This window comes from Aliiglaciecola sp. LCG003, assembly GCF_030316135.1.
In the GTDB taxonomy this organism is placed as follows: Bacteria; Pseudomonadota; Gammaproteobacteria; order Enterobacterales; family Alteromonadaceae; genus Aliiglaciecola.
In genome coordinates, this window is record NZ_CP128185.1 from 3806977 (window position 1) to 3825148 (window position 18172).

General features: G+C 44.0%; 10 protein-coding genes, 2 tRNA genes and 3 rRNA genes. 3 read left to right on the forward strand and 12 right to left on the reverse strand.

From position 1 onward, the window contains the following. Positions 1-72 precede the first annotated feature (72 nt). A complete protein-coding gene (locus QR722_RS16555; protein WP_286284054.1) occupies positions 73-585 on the reverse strand; it encodes a DUF4124 domain-containing protein in 513 nt (170 codons plus the stop codon). A 77-nt stretch (positions 586-662) separates the two neighbouring features. Beyond that, positions 663-2072 carry a glutamate--ammonia ligase gene (gene glnA, locus QR722_RS16560; protein ID WP_286284055.1) on the reverse strand — a complete coding sequence of 470 codons (1410 nt, stop codon included), beginning with the start codon at positions 2070-2072 and terminating at the stop codon, positions 663-665. Between the two features lie 496 nt (positions 2073-2568). Between glnA and typA the strand changes: the two genes are divergently transcribed. After that, positions 2569-4395, forward strand: a complete 1827-nt coding sequence (typA, locus tag QR722_RS16565) for a translational GTPase TypA (RefSeq protein ID WP_502872441.1) — start codon at positions 2569-2571, stop codon at positions 4393-4395. Between the two features lie 81 nt (positions 4396-4476). Next, positions 4477-5070 (forward strand): GNAT family N-acetyltransferase, encoded by a 594-nt coding sequence (locus QR722_RS16570; protein ID WP_286284056.1) that lies wholly within the window; start codon positions 4477-4479, stop codon positions 5068-5070. Between the two features lie 1488 nt (positions 5071-6558). Here the strand turns inward: QR722_RS16570 and rrf are convergent. From rrf to QR722_RS16595, 5 genes are all read right to left on the reverse strand, one after another. Further along, positions 6559-6674, reverse strand: a 5S ribosomal RNA gene (gene rrf / locus QR722_RS16575). Between the two features lie 169 nt (positions 6675-6843). Beyond that, positions 6844-9725: ribosomal RNA gene (locus QR722_RS16580) — 23S ribosomal RNA — on the reverse strand. A 634-nt stretch (positions 9726-10359) separates the two neighbouring features. Further along, positions 10360-10436 (reverse strand) — tRNA-Ile (locus QR722_RS16585). 25 nt (positions 10437-10461) lie between these two features. Continuing rightward, positions 10462-10537: transfer RNA gene (locus QR722_RS16590), tRNA-Ala, on the reverse strand. 77 nt (positions 10538-10614) lie between these two features. Continuing rightward, positions 10615-12148 (reverse strand): 16S ribosomal RNA (locus QR722_RS16595). The 16S, 23S and 5S rRNA genes sit together here with 2 tRNA genes alongside, the layout of an rRNA operon. A gap of 683 nt (positions 12149-12831) precedes the next feature. On the opposite strand from QR722_RS16595, the gene QR722_RS16600 reads away from it, so the two are divergent. After that, entirely contained in the window at positions 12832-13281 is a 450-nt protein-coding gene (locus tag QR722_RS16600) for an RNA recognition motif domain-containing protein (protein ID WP_286284057.1), read from the forward strand. A gap of 117 nt (positions 13282-13398) precedes the next feature. On the opposite strand, the gene parE is transcribed toward QR722_RS16600, so the two are convergent. The 5 genes from parE to QR722_RS16625 form a co-directional block, all read right to left on the reverse strand. Then, a complete protein-coding gene (gene parE / locus QR722_RS16605; RefSeq protein ID WP_286284058.1) occupies positions 13399-15288 on the reverse strand; it encodes a DNA topoisomerase IV subunit B in 1890 nt (629 codons plus the stop codon). Positions 15289-15583: 295 nt separating this feature from the next. Continuing rightward, a complete protein-coding gene (locus QR722_RS16610) occupies positions 15584-15985 on the reverse strand; it encodes an ExbD/TolR family protein (protein ID WP_286284059.1) in 402 nt (133 codons plus the stop codon). A gap of 118 nt (positions 15986-16103) precedes the next feature. Beyond that, positions 16104-16568, reverse strand: a complete 465-nt coding sequence (locus QR722_RS16615; protein ID WP_286284061.1) for a pyridoxamine 5'-phosphate oxidase family protein — start codon at positions 16566-16568, stop codon at positions 16104-16106. 180 nt (positions 16569-16748) lie between these two features. Further along, positions 16749-17330, reverse strand: a complete 582-nt coding sequence (locus QR722_RS16620; protein ID WP_286284063.1) for a YqiA/YcfP family alpha/beta fold hydrolase — start codon at positions 17328-17330, stop codon at positions 16749-16751. 78 nt (positions 17331-17408) lie between these two features. Continuing rightward, entirely contained in the window at positions 17409-18170 is a 762-nt protein-coding gene (locus QR722_RS16625) for a metallophosphoesterase family protein (protein ID WP_286284064.1), read from the reverse strand. Between the last annotated feature and the right edge of the window lie 2 nt (positions 18171-18172).

Below are 18172 nucleotides of genomic sequence, written 5' to 3' on the forward strand. Positions count from 1 at the left end.
ACTACTTTAGTGCAATTAAACTTTTTAATCTTGTTACATTCGCATTTTTAGCGGGTTAACCCAGCAATTTGGCTAGTTTGAGTTAATCAGAATCGATGCTTGATGCAAAAAGAAAACAATTGATTGAGAAGATGCAAGGATCTTGCCTTTATGGCTTACAAATTTGACCTGAATAGAATGCTCTCCACGGTCAACATCTTGTAACTGAAATGAAGGGGCTGGACTCGTCTGTGCCAGTGTTCCGTCCAAATACAATTGGAACTTGCCATTACCGATTGGTGATATTTTTGCCGTGACACTCACCTTGCCTAAATTATTGCGAATGGTTTCTTGATCGGACGGCGAAGAGATTGAAAGTTGGTATGAGGGTTGTGCTTTAGCTAGACGTTTTTGCGCTGCGTTGCTATTTGCTGATAACGAGGGCATCACGGCACTGTTACTGTGCTCCATATTAACTTCCACGGCACCAGCTTGGGGCGAATCAGTATAGGTAACTGACCCGTCAGAATTAACGATTTTATATAATGTCCCGGCATTAGCCAGGGCTGCAACTAGCGCAATTGAAACAACAAAAAGTATTTTCATATTGTGATTGTAGCCGTTTCCCACACAAAAAAAAGCCCGCAATAAGCGGGCTTGTATGAAAATCTATAACTTAACGATTAAACGCTGTAGTACATGTCAAACTCAATCGGATGAGTTGTCATGGCTAGCAAAGTAACTTCTTCACGTTTCAAATCGATATAAGCATCGATCATATCGTCAGTCATTACACCACCGGCAGTTAAGAACTCTCTATCGGTATCAAGTGCATCAAGGGCTTGCTCAAGTGAACTTGCAACCGTTGGGATCTCAGCCGCTTCTTCAGCAGGAAGATCGTATAAGTCTTTATCCATTGAATCGCCAGGATGAATTTTGTTTTTAATCCCATCTAGACCAGCCATCAACATAGCACTAAAGGCTAAGTATGGGTTGGCAGTTGGATCAGGGAAACGAACCTCGATACGGCGGGCACGCTCGCTTGTCACGTGCGGGATACGAATTGAAGCTGAACGGTTACGGGCAGAATAAGCCAACATAACGGGTGCTTCAAACCCTGGGACTAAACGCTTATAAGAGTTGGTTGAAGCGTTTGCAAAGGCGTTAATAGCGCGCGCATGCTTGATGATACCACCAATGTAGAAAAGAGCCTCTTCAGACATGCCTGCATATTTATCACCAGCAAAAACGTTTTTGCCATCTTTGCTAATAGATTGGTGACAATGCATACCAGAGCCGTTGTCCCCAACTAGTGGCTTAGGCATAAAGGTAGCTGTTTGACCATAAGCATGTGCCACATTATGCACCACATACTTATATATCTGAATTTCATCCGCTTTTTTAACCAATGTATTGAACAGACAAGCGATTTCGTTTTGACCGGCAGTCGCTACTTCATGGTGATGAGCTTCAACCGTTAGTCCCATTTCTTCCATGACCATACACATTGCAGCACGAGTATCATGGGCGGAATCAACAGGAGGAACTGGGAAATAACCGCCTTTAACACCAGGACGGTGGGCCATGTTGCCGCCTTCGAAATCAGCACCTGAGTTCCATTTAGCTTCAGCTGAATCTATCTTGTAGAAAGAACCCGCCATATCAGTATGGAACTTCACGTCATCGAATAAGAAAAATTCAGGCTCTGGGCCGAAGTAAACTTCATCACCAATACCTGTAGATTTTAAATATTCTTCTGCACGACGGGCGACAGAACGTGGGTCACGTTCGTAACCTTGCATAGTTGAAGGCTCAAGAATATCGCAGCGGATATTTATTTGAGTTTCTTCAGCAAATGGGTCAAGTACGGCTGTGTCTGGATCAGGCATTAACACCATGTCAGATTCATTGATCCCTTTCCATCCGGCAATGGACGAACCGTCAAACATTTTACCTTCTTCGAAAAAATCATCATTTACTTGATGAGTTGGAATGGATACGTGTTGCTCTTTACCTTTGGTATCGGTAAAACGTAAGTCGATGAATTTCGCATCGCTTTCTTTGATAAGGTCTAAAGCCTTTTCTACTGACATTGTGTCCTCCTGAAAATTAATCAAAGATTAAAGGGTATAAAAATTATAATACTGCATTTGCATAAGCGATTATCATGCCATCTAGCAACATTGTGTTAAACCGCTATTCTAGGCAAAATAAACTGTTAGGAATCGTTACTGTCAGACAAAGACGCACCATATTGGTTCAATACGGATCATTATAGTGCACCCCTATGTACAAAAAGGTGCACTCGCGAAATAGTCTTATTAATGACACGTTTATCCCATAAACTGACTTATATAGACAGTAAATTTGTTGGAGCTTAGGGAAAAAGACAAGATTGACTAAGCGTCTTTGCGTAATTTGGATGTTTTTTTAAACAAATCCAAAATATCTCTCTTAAACTAATCAAAGAACGTGTACAATGCGGCACCATTTTTTACGCAACTTCATTGTTTTGTAAATCAATATTTTTTAGTGCTGCCGGTGAATTAGTCATTGGCAGCATGCTCACTACCAGTAAAGGCTACTATTTTGTCACACGATATCAAAAAGTTACGCAACATTGCAATCATAGCTCACGTTGACCACGGTAAAACGACTTTGGTTGATAAATTGTTGCAGCAATCCGGCACCTTGGAAAGTCGCGGTGAAGTTGAAGAGCGCGTGATGGATTCTAACGACATCGAAAAAGAGCGTGGAATTACCATTCTTGCAAAAAATACTGCGATCAACTGGAACGATTACCGCATTAACATTGTAGACACCCCAGGACACGCCGACTTCGGTGGAGAAGTGGAGCGTGTAATGTCGATGGCGGATTCTGTTTTATTGTTAGTAGACGCTCAAGAAGGCCCAATGCCACAGACTCGCTTTGTAACGCAAAAAGCATTTGCTCAAGGCCTAAAACCTATCGTAGTTATCAACAAAATTGATAAGCCTGGTGCTCGTCCTGATTGGGTTATGGATCAAGTTTTTGATTTGTTTGACAACCTTGGGGCAACTGACGACCAACTTGACTTTGAAGTGGTTTACGCATCAGCACTAAACGGTTGGGCGTCTCGTGACGCGGACGTTAAATCTGACGATATGACGCCACTGTTCCAAACTATCGTCGATGTAGTTGAAGCACCAAATGCGGATCCAGATGGTCCTTTCCAAATGCAAATTTCTCAACTTGATTACAACTCATATGTTGGTGTAATCGGTATAGGCCGTATAACTCGCGGCCGCGTCAAGCCTAACCAGCAAGTAACAGTAGTTATGGCTGATGGTAGTAAGCGAAATGCTAAAGTAGGTCAGGTACAAGGTTACCTTGGTTTGGCTCGTCATGAAGTTGATGCTGCACAAGCTGGCGATATCATCGCAATAACAGGTTTGGGCGAACTTAAAATTTCAGACACTATCTGTGATCCGAGTAAAGTAGAAGCGCTACCTCAGTTATCAGTTGATGAACCAACTGTAACCATGACTTTCCAAGTCAACACTTCTCCTTTCGCAGGAAAAGAAGGTAAGTATGTTACTTCTAGAAATATTCTAGAGCGTCTTCAAAACGAATTAGTACATAACGTAGCATTGCGAGTTGAAGAAACGACCGATCCTGATAAATTCCGTGTTTCTGGTCGTGGTGAATTACACCTAGGCATATTAATCGAAAATATGCGTCGTGAAGGCTATGAGCTTGCCGTTTCTCGTCCCGAAGTAATTCTTCGTGAAGTAGATGGTGTTACTCACGAACCCTTTGAAACAGTAACTATTGATGTTGAAGAACAGCATCAGGGTTCAATCATGGAACAAATTGGTTTACGTAAAGGTGAACTCACTAACATGTCTCCTGATGGTAAAGGCCGTATCCGTTTAGACTTTATGATCCCTAGCCGTGGCTTGATAGGTTTCCAAACAGATTTCATGACAATGACCTCTGGTTCAGGCTTGATTTATCACTCATTTGATCATTACGGACCGCATAAAGGTGGCAATATTGGTCAACGTAAAAACGGTGTATTGATTGCCAATGCAACGGGTAAAGCACTAACAAATGCCTTATTCAACTTACAAGAACGTGGCCGCCTATTTATTGGACACGGTGTTGAAGTTTATGAAGGTATGGTTATCGGTATCCACAGTCGTGATAACGATTTAACTGTTAACGCATTGAAAGGTAAGCAGTTAACTAACGTACGTGCTTCTGGAACTGATGAGGCCCAAACTTTGGTGCCACCGGTTAGAATGACATTGGAACAAGCTTTGGAGTTTATCGATAACGATGAACTTGTAGAAGTGACTCCAATCAGTACTCGTATCCGTAAGAAGCTTCTAACAGAAAATGAAAGAAAGCGTGCGGGTCGATCAAAAGAATAGTCATAGCAAAATATAAACAAGCCGGCGCAAGCCGGCTTTTCTATGCCTATCTGTTTTAAACAGCTTCGTTGCAAAAGCTGTGTGATAAGTAATAATAAGCAAAATGCCTTAACCTTACCTACCATGCAAAAACAAAGCTTCCCCATTTTGACCACACAGCGCTTAAAGCTCAATCAGTTGCTTGTCAGCGATCGTGATGCCTTATTTGCTATATTCTCTGATCCTAAAGTCATAGAACACTATGATGTGGAGAAATTCACTAAGATAGAAGAGGCTGATAACCTAGTATCTTATTTTGATGCTAGGTTTGAAAGCGACACTGGTATTCGTTGGGCCATTCGTGACAACGAGTCTGGCACATTAGTTGGCACTTGTGGATTTACCCATTGGAATCAATATGATCATAGTGCTGTTATAGGCTATGAATTATCTCCGGATTGCTGGGGAAAGGGTATCGCATTTGAGGCTGTTTCGAGCATTATTGAGTTTATCCTATCAGAACAGTTTCATTTCTACGTACACCGCATCGAAGCACTTGCTCTGCCAAGTAACCTACCTTCACAAAAGCTATTAAAAAAACTCGGCTTCGAATTTGAAGGCACCTTAAGAGGTAAGTGTTACTGGAATGGTGACTTCCACGATATGGATATGTTTGGTTTGTTACGTAAACAATAATATTTCTCTTTTCAAGAGGGTCAGAGTAACTTGAAGCTATGCTAATATTATCTGGACAGGCACAAAACACTGCAGGGAAGTAACACTGAACAAGCCCCACGACCACGCGGTAAATACATCCCTGTACGCTTAGCGTTTTCATCCGAGAAAACGATATGTCGTGGCACTTATTCAGCATTCCTTCTTGTGAACATCTAAGCATTCGGTTGATATAAGCTTTTCGCTATTTTCGTAAGGCTCTCACATGGGGGTAAGCGAGGATGTTTTAGGAACGAAGTTCCGCCCGAGCGCACGACCGACATGGATGTCGGGCTGGAGATACCACCATGGAAGGTTGACACCTAGCCGTTTGATACGTGGACAGGCATTGCATTACATTTGAGGGGTTAGGTTTGGTGGTGCAAAATTAACGAAACAAAATGCTGAGCGTAGCGAATTCTAATTATTGAGTTATGTTTGCGCAAGGTGAGGCTGGCTATCTGACGGCGCAAAGCGTGATTACTTTACTAGAGAATCTAGAAAACTCCATCCCATAAAGGCACTTCGTTAGCTAAATCTCAGGCATAAAAAAAGGCTACCTAAATAGGTAGCCTTTCTTCTAATGGGAGCCTGGCAGACTGGCCGTCTGCGTGAATACTACTCTTACATGGGGGTGATGGAGGCTGCTGTTAGCTTCGAAGAAGCGTTAACCGACTGAACGGGCAGCATGGATGCTGCACTGGAGATACCACCATGGAAGGTTGACACCTAGCCGTTTGATACGTGGACAGGCATTGCATCGTTTGATACGTGGACAGGCATTGCATGACATTTGAGGGGTTAGGTTTGGTGGTGCAAAATTAACGAAACAAAATGCTGAGCGTAGCGAATTCTAATTTCGTGGGGATCCCTCAGGGTCAGAGTAACTTGAAGCTATGCTAATATTATCTGGACAGGCATAAAACACTGCAGGGAAGTAACACTGAAAAAGCCCCACGACCACGCGGTAAATACATCCCTGTACGCTTAGCGTTTTCATCCGAGAAAACGATATGTCGTGGCACTTATTCAGTATTCCTTATTGTGAACATCTAAGCATTCGGTTGATATAAGCTTTTCGCTATTTTCGTAAGGCTCTCACATGGGGGTGATGGAGGCTGCTGTTAGCTTCGAAGAAGCGTTAGCCGACTGAACGGGCAGCATGGATGCTGCACTGGAGATACCACCTTGGAAGGTTGACACCTAGCCGTTTGATACGTGGACAGGCATTGCATGACATTTGAGGGGTTAGGTTTGGTGGTGCAAAATTAACGAAACAAAATGCTGAGCGTAGCGAATTCTAATTATTGAGTTATGTTTGCGCAAGGTGAGGCTGGCTATCTGACGGCGCAAAGCGTGATTACTTTACTAGAGAATCGAGAAAACTCCACCCCATAAAGGCACTTCGTTAGCTAAATCGCAGTCATAAAAAAAGGCTACCTAAATAGGTAGCCTTTCTTCTAAATGGGAGCCTGGCAGTGTGCTACTCTCACATGGGGAAACCCCACACTACCATCGCCGCTAATACGTTTCACTTCTGAGTTCGGAATGGGATCAGGTGGTACCGTATCGCTATGGCTGCCAGGCATAAACTGGTTGTCTCGTTTAACGTTGTAGTTAAACCAAACATTAACAAATCTGGAAAAGCGATATCGTAATCAAATCGAGTTGCGTACTCTTGCTTGTTTTACCAAGCCTGTTTTGTGTTGTCTTGTCACTCATTCAACACCAATGTCAAAGACATTTGGGCGTTGTATGGTTAAGCCTCACGGGCAATTAGTACAGGTTAGCTTAACGCCTTGCAACGCTTCCACACCCTGCCTATCTACGTCGTAGTCTTCAACAACCCTTTAGGACAGTTAAACTGTCAGGGATGACTCATCTTGGGGCTCGCTTCCCGCTTAGATGCTTTCAGCGGTTATCGATTCCGAACGTAGCTACCGGGCAATGCCTTTGGCAAAACAACCCGAACACCAGCGGTTCGTCCACTCCGGTCCTCTCGTACTAGGAGCAGCTCCCCTCAATCATCCAACGCCCACACCAGATAGGGACCGAACTGTCTCACGACGTTCTAAACCCAGCTCGCGTACCACTTTAAATGGCGAACAGCCATACCCTTGGGACCGACTTCAGCCCCAGGATGTGATGAGCCGACATCGAGGTGCCAAACACCGCCGTCGATATGAACTCTTGGGCGGTATCAGCCTGTTATCCCCGGAGTACCTTTTATCCGTTGAGCGATGGCCCTTCCATACAGAACCACCGGATCACTATGACCTACTTTCGTACCTGCTCGACGTGTCTGTCTCGCAGTTAAGCTAGCTTATGCCATTGCACTAACCTCACGATGTCCGACCGTGATTAGCTAACCTTCGTGCTCCTCCGTTACTCTTTGGGAGGAGACCGCCCCAGTCAAACTACCCACCAGACACTGTCCACAATCCCGATTAGGGACCTATGTTAGAACATCAAATATACAAGGGTGGTATTTCAAAGGTGGCTCCACACAATCTAGCGACTGTGCTTCAAAGCCTCCCACCTATTCTACACATGTAGATTCAATGTTCAGTGCCAAGCTGTAGTAAAGGTTCACGGGGTCTTTCCGTCTAGGTGCGGGTACACAGCATCTTCACTGCGATTTCAATTTCACTGAGTCTCGGGTGGAGACAGCGTGGCCATGGTTACACCATTCGTGCAGGTCGGAACTTACCCGACAAGGAATTTCGCTACCTTAGGACCGTTATAGTTACGGCCGCCGTTTACCGGGGCTTCGATCAAGAGCTTCGCTTACGCTAACCCCATCAATTAACCTTCCGGCACCGGGCAGGTGTCACACCGTATACGTCATCTTGCGATTTAGCACAGTGCTGTGTTTTTAATAAACAGTCCCAGCCACCTGGTCACTGCGACCCCCATTCGCTTACGGAGCAAGTCCTTCACAAACAGGGGCGTACCTTCTCCCGAAGTTACGGTACTATTTTGCCGAGTTCCTTCACCCGAGTTCTCTCAAGCGCCTTAGTATTCTCTACCTGACCACCTGTGTCGGTTTGGGGTACGGTTCGATATATCATAAGTTTAGAGGCTTTTCCTGGAAGCATGGCATCAACAACTTCAACACCGTGGTGTCTCGTCTCGTGTCTCAGGCTAATAGAATTCCGGATTTACCTAAAATTCTACCCTACGCACTTTCACTTGGATAACCAACACCAAGCTTGCCTAGCCTTCTCCGTCCCCCCTTCACTGATATACCAAGTACGGAAATATTAATCCGTTTCCCATCGACTACGCATTTCTGCCTCGCCTTAGGGGCCGACTTACCCTGCCCTGATTAGCATGGGACAGGAAACCTTGGTCTTCCGGCGTGGGGGTTTTTCACCCCCATTATCGTTACTCATGTCAGCATTCGCACTTGTGATATGTCCAGCTCGCCTCACAGCTCACCTTCAACCACTTACACAACGCTCCCCTACCATGTCTACAAAGTAGACATCCGCAGCTTCGGTATATTGCTTAGCCCCGTTACATCTTCCGCGCAGGCCGACTCGACTAGTGAGCTATTACGCTTTCTTTAAAGGGTGGCTGCTTCTAAGCCAACCTCCTAGCTGTCTTAGCCTTCCCACATCGTTTCCCACTTAGCAATATTTTGGGACCTTAGCTGGCGGTCTGGGTTGTTTCCCTCTTCACGACGGACGTTAGCACCCGCCGTGTGTCTCCCGGATATCACTCATTGGTATTCGGAGTTTGCAAAGGGTTGGTAAGTCGGGATGACCCCCTAGCCTTAACAGTGCTCTACCCCCAATGGTGTTCGTCCGAGGCGCTACCTAAATAGCTTTCGGGGAGAACCAGCTATCTCCCGGTTTGATTGGCCTTTCACCCCCAGCCACAGGTCATCCCCTAACTTTTCAACGTTAGTGGGTTCGGTCCTCCAGTTGATGTTACTCAACCTTCAACCTGCCCATGGCTAGATCACCGGGTTTCGGGTCTATACCTTGCAACTAAACGCGCAGTTAACGCTCGCTTTCACTACGGCTCCCCTAATCGGTTAACCTCGCTACAAAATATAAGTCGCTGACCCATTATACAAAAGGTACGCAGTCACAGAACAAGTCTGCTCCCACTGCTTGTACGTATACGGTTTCAGGTTCTATTTCACTCCCCTCACAGGGGTTCTTTTCGCCTTTCCCTCACGGTACTGGTTCACTATCGGTCAGTTAGGAGTATTTAGCCTTGGAGGATGGTCCCCCCATTTTCAGTCAAGATAACACGTGTCCCGACCTACTCGATTTCACTTAAAGTTCGCCTTTGTGTACAGGGCTATCACCTTGTATCGCTGTGCTTTCCAACACATTCCACTGGCTTACAATTAGCTTAAGGGCTAATCCCCGTTCGCTCGCCGCTACTAGGGGAATCTCGGTTGATTTCTTTTCCTAAGGGTACTTAGATGTTTCAGTTCCCCTCGTTTGCCTCATTAACCTATGTATTCAGTTAATGATACCGCCGAAGCGGTGGGTTTCCCCATTCGGATATCTGTGGTTCAAATGCGTTTTGTCAACTCACCACAGCTTTTCGCAGACTTACACGTCCTTCATCGCCTCTAACTGCCTAGGCATCCACCGTATACGCTTAGTCACTTAACCATACAACCCCAAATATCCTACCGCTTTGCTTCCTATGCTGCGTGGCTCTTCAATCTCACTCGGTTACATACAAATACGTATGCGCCCTCATTCGATTTTCGTATCCACTTGCCTAGAAACCAAATCGTTGAATATTCCGTTAAAGACATGAATGATTAACGGTATATTCTTTGGTTTGATTTGCGCCTTTTTATTCACAAATCATAGGTGCTCATTTAAGAGCTTGTGTATGCGTGACAAGTACTAATCACAAAATCAGATAGAGTACGCTTGAAGATTACTCTTCAATTATTACTCTTAGTTTTGATTACTTTTATCAGCTTTCCAAATTGTTAAAGAACGTTCGTGCAAAATTATCGAAACAAGAAACGTGAACGTAGTGAACACTGATTCTTGAGATAACATTTGCGCAAGGTGACTATCATTACATGACGTCGCTTACACAATGCACTTTTAAGGTTTAAAAAACCCTAATCAATTTATGCTATTACTACACATATTGATTAAGGTGCTTACTTCCTTTTAACGACGAGCCAACTATTTACGCGCAATTCGCGGCTAGGCAAGGCATTTGATGAGGACGTGTACCGCTTTTGTACACGACGAGTCAAATAACGCAGCATAGGCGTGAATTTGGTAGGCTTGGGCAGACTTGAACTGCCGACCTCACCCTTATCAGGGGTGCGCTCTAACCAGCTGAGCTACAAGCCTATTCTTGCTTTAGTCTAACAGCAATTGGTGGAGCTAAGCAGGATCGAACTGCTGACCTCCTGCGTGCAAGGCAGGCGCTCTCCCAGCTGAGCTATAGCCCCAATAGGCCGTCGTTCTTCTTTATTAACAACAAAACAATCTGTGTGAACACTGCATCACAAAAGTGATACCTATAGTGTAAGGAGGTGATCCAACCCCAGGTTCCCCTAGGGTTACCTTGTTACGACTTCACCCCAGTCATGAAACACAAAGTGGTAATCGTCCTCCCGAAGGTTAGACTAACTACTTCTTTTGCATCCCACTCCCATGGTGTGACGGGCGGTGTGTACAAGGCCCGGGAACGTATTCACCGCAACATTCTGATTTGCGATTACTAGCGATTCCGACTTCATGGAGTCGAGTTGCAGACTCCAATCCGGACTACGACGAGCTTTAAGGGGTCCGCTCCACATCACTGTCTCGCTTCCCTCTGTACTCGCCATTGTAGCACGTGTGTAGCCCTACTCGTAAGGGCCATGATGACTTGACGTCGTCCCCACCTTCCTCCGGTTTGTCACCGGCAGTCTCCTTAGAGTGCCCAACTAAATGCTGGCAACTAAGGACAAGGGTTGCGCTCGTTGCGGGACTTAACCCAACATCTCACGACACGAGCTGACGACAGCCATGCAGCACCTGTCTCAGAATTCCCGAAGGCACTGAGGCATCTCTGCCAAATTTTCTGGATGTCAAGAGTAGGTAAGGTTCTTCGCGTTGCATCGAATTAAACCACATGCTCCACCGCTTGTGCGGGCCCCCGTCAATTCATTTGAGTTTTAACCTTGCGGCCGTACTCCCCAGGCGGTCTACTTATCGCGTTAGCTTCGCTACTCACGGATAAAATCCACAAACAGCTAGTAGACAGCGTTTACGGTGTGGACTACCAGGGTATCTAATCCTGTTCGCTACCCACACTTTCGCACATGAGCGTCAGTCTTTGGCCAGGGAGTCGCCTTCGCCACTGATGTTCCTCCAGATATCTACGCATTTCACCGCTACACCTGGAATTCCACTCCCCTCTCCAAGACTCTAGTCGTACAGTTCTAAATGACCGTCCCAGGTTGAGCCCGGGGCTTTCACATCTAGCTTATACAACCGCCTGCGTGCGCTTTACGCCCAGTAATTCCGATTAACGCTCGCACCCTCCGTATTACCGCGGCTGCTGGCACGGAGTTAGCCGGTGCTTCTTCTGTTGCTAACGTCACAGCTGATGGGTATTAACCATCAACCTTTCCTCACAACTGAAAGTGCTTTACAACCCGAAGGCCTTCTTCACACACGCGGCATGGCTGCATCAGGGTTTCCCCCATTGTGCAATATTCCCCACTGCTGCCTCCCGTAGGAGTCTGGGCCGTGTCTCAGTCCCAGTGTGGCTGATCTTCCTCTCAGAACAGCTAGAGATCGTCACCTTGGTGGGCTCTTACCCCGCCAACTAGCTAATCTCACCTGGGCTTCTCTTTGCGCGAGAGCTAAAAGCCCCCTTTGGTCCGTAGACGTTATGCGGTATTAGCTATCGTTTCCAATAGTTATCCCCCACACAAAGGCAAATTCCCAGGCATTACTCACCCGTCCGCCACTCGTCAGCAACTAGCAAGCTAGTTCTGCTACCGTTCGACTTGCATGTGTTAGGCCTGCCGCCAGCGTTCAATCTGAGCCATGATCAAACTCTTCAATTAAAGTTTCGAAATATGAATTTTTTTGGCAAACACTCTTATAATGAGTGTCCACACAGATTGTCTTGTTATCAATTGTTAAAGAACATTTTGAGCTAATCTTGCCAGCAAATATGTAAACATTATCACTCGGCTTTCTTGCTCAAGGTAAGCGTCGCATTTTACGTCACCCGATAAATCTTTTTCCTTGCTGAAGTTTGACTCTAAGGTCTCTCTCAAGCGGGAGGCGTATTCTACACTCTCCGGATTCGGTGTCAACCTTTTTTGTTTAGAAAATTTTAATTTATTTTCGAAACGTTTCTGGTTGATCCCCGCTTCATACCTGCCCTAGAGCTGTGTCACAGATTTGTCATTTGACTCTCTGTGAATGAGTGTTCTTGTAAGAACTCCCCGAAGCGAGGGCGCATTCTACAGTTACCAAGATGAACGTCAAGGGCTTATTTGAAATTAATTGTATATAGAGGATCGTTTGCTCGAAATATGAGCCGATTGGTCTTTTTTACTGCGAAAAGTAATAGTTATAGCGCTATATAAAGTGGATTAGTGCTTTATTGTCTGCTTATATAGTAGCGCGAAGCTAGGTTTGATAATCAAAGTTGGCGTCTATCGGTTTTATGCGTACCATAGCTATGTAATATTTTTTCCAATAACAATAAACTTATAACAACACATTTTTAGGTAGTTAAATGAAATCTCCTTCTATATTAAATCTTATTCTTACAGTCATTGTTGCAGTTGCTGCATACTTTCTTTTGCCTGATGACCTTATGTCCGTTCAACTCGCTTTTGTAATTGGTATTGTGATTGGTGGAATTATCATTCCGCAAATATCCAAAATCATTAGCGAAGCACCTACTGAGTCGTTAACCATTAGCAACACAACGACAACTTTATATGTAGGTAACCTTCCTTATAAAGCGAATGAGCAATCAGTCAGTGAGCATTTTGCCTCTTACGGAAATGTTGCTTCTGTGCGTCTAATGAAAGATCGTAGAACCGGCAAGCGCAAAGGTTACGGCTTCGTTGAAGTAGATAGTAAGAATGCGGATAAAATGATCCACAAGCTTAATGACACTGAATTTCAAGAAAGAACCTTAAAGGTTCGTTTAGCAAAAGAGAAAGTTGAAGAAGAATAAAACCTTCTGCTTATATAAAGCAGACACACTATTCAGATGTGTCTGCTTTATTCTCTATAAGTTACCCCTAATAGTTAACTTATACTCGCAATTAGAGAACAGCTAACCCAAAGTCCATTACACTTCGGCCATGTTCCCTTTAGATTCCAACCAAATTTTACGATCCGGCGCACGCTTCTTGGATAGCAACATATCCATTAACTCTAACATTTGCTCCGCATCACCTTCAGTCAGTTGAACCAATCGACGAGTATTTGGGTCCATAGTGGTCTCTCGTAACTGCATAGGATTCATTTCGCCCAGGCCTTTAAAGCGTTGCACATTCACTTTGCCTCGTTTTTTCTCAGCCACAATACGATCTAATATCCCCTGCTTTTCACCTTCATCCAGCGCATAGTAAACTTCTTTACCAACATCTATTCTAAACAACGGCGGCATCGCGACATAAACATGTCCACGATTTACCAAAGTTCTAAAATGTTTAACAAATAAGGCGCACAGCAAGGTGGCGATATGCAAACCGTCTGAGTCAGCATCAGCCAGAATACAAATTTTGCCATAACGTAGCGCTGACAAGTCATCTGAGTCTGGATCGATTCCCAATGCCACGGATATGTCATGAATTTCTTGGGATGCTAATACCTGTGATGAGTCCACTTCCCAGCTATTTAATATTTTACCTCTGAGGGGCATAATCGCTTGAAAAACCCTATCTCGGGCTTGCTTTGCAGAACCACCAGCAGAATCACCTTCTACTAAGAATAACTCTGAGCGTTCAATATCTTGGTTAGTACAATCAGTCAGCTTGCCTGGTAAGGCTGGGCCCTGAGTGACTTTCTTACGGGCAACCTTTTTACTTTGACGAAGTCGCTTCTGTGCATTGTTAATACACATCTCGGCTAAGGCATCAGCGATGTCAGTATGTTGGTTCAACCATAAGCTAAATGCGTCTTTAACAATACCTGATACGAATGCTGCAGCTTGTCTAGATGACAAACGTTCTTTGGTTTGGCCTGCGAACTGTGGATCTTGCATTTTAGTAGATAGAATATAGGCACAACGATCCCAGATATCTTCTGGAGACAGCTTCACTCCGCGGGGCAGCAAATTCCTGAACTCACAAAACTCTCGCATTGACTCGAGCAAGCCTTGTCGTAAACCGTTAACATGAGTTCCGCCTTGAGCGGTGGGGATCAAATTAACGTAACTTTCAGTCACCATGTCACCACCTTCTGGTAACCACATAACTGCCCAATCGGCCGCTTCATTATTTCCAGAAAATTTTCCAACAAAAGGAGCATCTTCGGGTAAGGTTTCAAACTCACTGACCGACTGATAAAGATAGTCTCTTAAGCCATCTTCATAATGCCACTCTTTAACTTCTTTATTAATTTTATTGTCAAACTTGATGCGCAAGCCTGGACAAAGAACAGCCTTGGCACGTAGAACATGCAGAAGTTTAGTAACTGAAAACTTAGCAGAATCAAAATATATAGGATTCGGCCAAAACTTAACCGTGGTGCCAGTGTTTCGTTTTCCACAACTATCTACAATTTGCAACTCTTCAACTTTGTCGCCATTTTCAAAGGCCATCCGATAGACGTTGCCATCTCGGCGAATACCCACTTCAACTCGATTTGAAAGGGCATTTACAACCGAAATACCCACACCATGCAAACCACCAGAAAATTGATAGTTGTTATTTGAAAACTTACCACCGGCATGTAATTTGGTCATGATCAATTCAACGCCGGAAATACCTTCCTCAGCGTGAATGTCGACCGGCATGCCTCGACCATCATCAGTCACTTCGATAGACTGATCTTCAAACAGGGTAACTTTAATATTTGACGCATGCCCCGCCAAAGCTTCATCGACACTGTTGTCTATTACTTCTTGACTCAAATGGTTGGGTCGGGTGGTATCGGTGTACATACCAGGACGGCGTTTAACCGGATCTAAACCGTTAAGGACTTCAATAGCATCAGAATTATATTGATTTGACATTTTTATAGTTCGATTTATGTTGCCAATAGGGGGTGAATTTGATCACCCATGATGGGTTTGATGTTACCAACTAGCTAGGCGTTGAGCAACGCGCTTGATAATCAACACTTCACACAAATTTACTTTAACACTGTAACTAAGATGAGTATATCGTTTGGGTGAAGTAAATCGCTATCAATGTTACAGCCACCTTAGCTCTGCCCATATCTCACCAAAAATTAATAATTGAATTCTTGCACCGCAATAAAGGCGGGAATAGTAACTCACAAGGTACTGTAAGCAGAATACAAACTGCCTAGGTATTCTTGGCGATTAGTACTGATATACGCTCAATTTCCGCCAGTTTAGCATTATTCATAACGGCCATTACCACACCGTGTTTAGCCTTCGGGTGAGCAAATACAGACAAACTATTAGTATTATTTTCAGATAATAATAACTGCATATTGGCTACCACTCGTTCCAATTCAATCAAGCGATTATCCATTCGAATGGAACCATCTTGTTGAATGTGAATAGTCAGATTGGCGCCTCCGGAAATTGAGGAAGCAACGGGTCTATTGATATCCAAGCCTCGCTCTTTTGTGAAGGAAGTGGTCACAATAAAGAAGATTAGTAAGATAAATACAATGTCTAGCATTGAAGTCATATCAATATTACTTTCTTGGTCCATCAACGTAACCGGCTTCTTTTTCATAATCGCTCTCCTACTTGGATACCTTTATAATAGTTTAGCGATGCCGAAAAATCATTTTTCACCTTGTGTAAAATATAAAACCAGCCGTCAGGCTGGTCTTATGTTGTTTCACTAATGATTAAAAATTGACTTTTTCTCTACTACCCATTTCATCTGGGCTAATAGTCACGCCGGTTGCCAATTTAAGCATGCCGGTCAAATCAGGATCTACTTCCCAGATCTCAGCATCGACAAGATCGAAGCGCATCATTTTTAGGGAGTCATCTTTTTTGCCATCTTCATACCAAGCTTCAACTTGTCTTGACCAATATTTATCAATAATGGCAGGGTCAGTCTCATGGCTAAGACTACCTTTAATACATGCAAACACCTTATGGTCTTTACTGACAAATTGGATCATGGCTTTTCCGCCAGGCGCAATTCGATTCGTTTTGGTGGTGTAGAACCAAAAACAATCATTGGCATCCTCATCCAATTGAGCACGCATAGGCTCGCTGTGCTCGACACGACCGGTAAGTGCAACCATCACGTATGGACTGTCAGCCATTGCTTTCCACATAATCTGAGTTAATTTTTTAGACATAAGGTTCTCCGTAATAGAAATAGTGAAGAAACTATTGCAGAAGCCATGCCATCCACACAGAAAACCATTAATCACATGATTTAATTACATAAATCCGGTTGTTACTTTATATAACACCGATTAAAGACTGCTCTATACATGAAAATATTGCACAGCCAATATAAATATTACCTATGGCTGCTAAGTTTTATCGAATAAGAAAGTAAAGATGTCTGCCAAGTAGTCTGGGTAACCAGTAAAGCTATGATCACCACCCTCTTCAATAGTCAGCTTGCTGTTAGCGTAGCGTTTCTGTGCCTGACGATAATCTAGCGTTTCATCACCTGTTTGTAACAGTGCCCAATAATTCCTAGGGTTATGAATAATAGGCGAATCTAAAGCTTTTAATTGATCGATATGGGTAGGCGAAAGAGTAAATTTCATCCCGGTATAGGGATTTACATGGTCACCCAAATAGTCTATGAGCAGCTCAAATGGTTTAACGGCTGGGTTAATCAAAACCGCCTTACCACCGTATTTTTCAACTAAGTAGGTAGCCATAAATCCCCCCATAGAACTACCAATAAATCCTAGTTTTTTACCTTGGTGAGCGCTAACAATATCCTCCAATAGCGCTATTGCTTGATCAGGATAATTAGGAACTTGCGGTGCTTCGAATAGCAAATTTGGATAGTGCTCGTTGATATATTTTACAGTCTGCTGAGACTTAACCGATTGTGGGGAGCTCAAAAAGCCATGGATATAAATTAGTACGTCTTGCATTGAACAGTATTCCCTAACGAATATAAAACGGAAAAGTATAAAATCCAGTTGCTTGCCAATTAGCAGCAAATTCTGAGCTCAACTCACCCTGTAGATTTGCGACTGCAACTGACCTTCGTCACCCAGTAGGATATGACGCATGCCTGGTTGCTCATCTGCTACTTTAAATTCCTCGCACAATGCAAACTGCCAACAGCTTGATGGGCATGATTGAAGCAAGCAATTTTCAAAAATGTGTGTGGTGTCACTATGGATATGCCCATAAATAACAGTCCGGATATTTTCTCGATTAGCAATAGCATCTAAAAACGATTGACGGTTTAACCATTCGTGCTTGTCCATCCAACTACCTGTTTGTATTGGATTATGGTGACAGGCAATCATATGGTAGTACTGTGGCTGACTGTCGATATTGTTCAGAAGTTGTTGTAAGTCACTAGGGTGAAGGTAACCTAAAGTTCCTTTGTGTCGTGTATCTATGCCGTGGATTTGCCAGTTCCCTAAATTTAGGGGAGCTTGAAATGTCAAATCAAATCCCGCCATATAATGTGCAAACCAAGGGGATTGATCATGATTACCGGCAATCACTTTAAGCTTGTCAGCCAGACCATACTGATGAATGCTCTCGAGGAACAACTGATAGCTGTGCTTGCTATCATCAGCTGAAATATCTCCCGTTACAATCAGCGCATCAGGTTGTATAGCCGCGACTTGTGCTAATAGCGCATTCAGGCTTTTTAGTGGATTCACCCCGTACGCCATTTTTTCAGGATCAGAAAATAAATGGCAATCGGTTAATTGCAGTAAAGACTGATAATGATTGTTGGAAGCATCAGGCATAA